The following is a 309-nucleotide window of genomic DNA, read 5'->3' on the forward strand; positions in this document are numbered from 1 at the left end:
TTCATTTGCATGGATCTTCGCCTGGATTTCATCCTCCACTTCCATCCGCTCGCAGATGATATCGTGGGTCTGGTTGATGACGCGGCTCATGTTACCGCCGGGGCCGTAGCAGACCTGAAATACATTCTTAAAATCCTGTATCTCCTCCACGCCGCTGCGTTTAGCAAAATCATCCATCATGACATCCAGTGTCACAATGATCTGCTCTGCACGGCGGAACTGATCCAGCTCTTTGGAGATCAACGCATCATCAGAATACTGCATACACATATCCGTATACGCCGAGCTGAACGCATCGCGCACAGTGCT

At 50.5% G+C, this 309-nt stretch carries 1 pseudogene; it reads right to left on the bottom strand.

The annotated features are described in order from the left end of the window. A pseudogene (locus P0G09_RS17800) lies at window positions 1-264 on the bottom strand (type II secretion protein F); the annotation flags it as partial. Between the last annotated feature and the right edge of the window lie 45 nt (window positions 265-309).

Source organism: Faecalibacterium sp. DFI.5.82 (genome assembly GCF_029076575.1).
In the GTDB taxonomy this organism is placed as follows: domain Bacteria; phylum Bacillota; class Clostridia; order Oscillospirales; family Ruminococcaceae; genus Faecalibacterium; species Faecalibacterium duncaniae.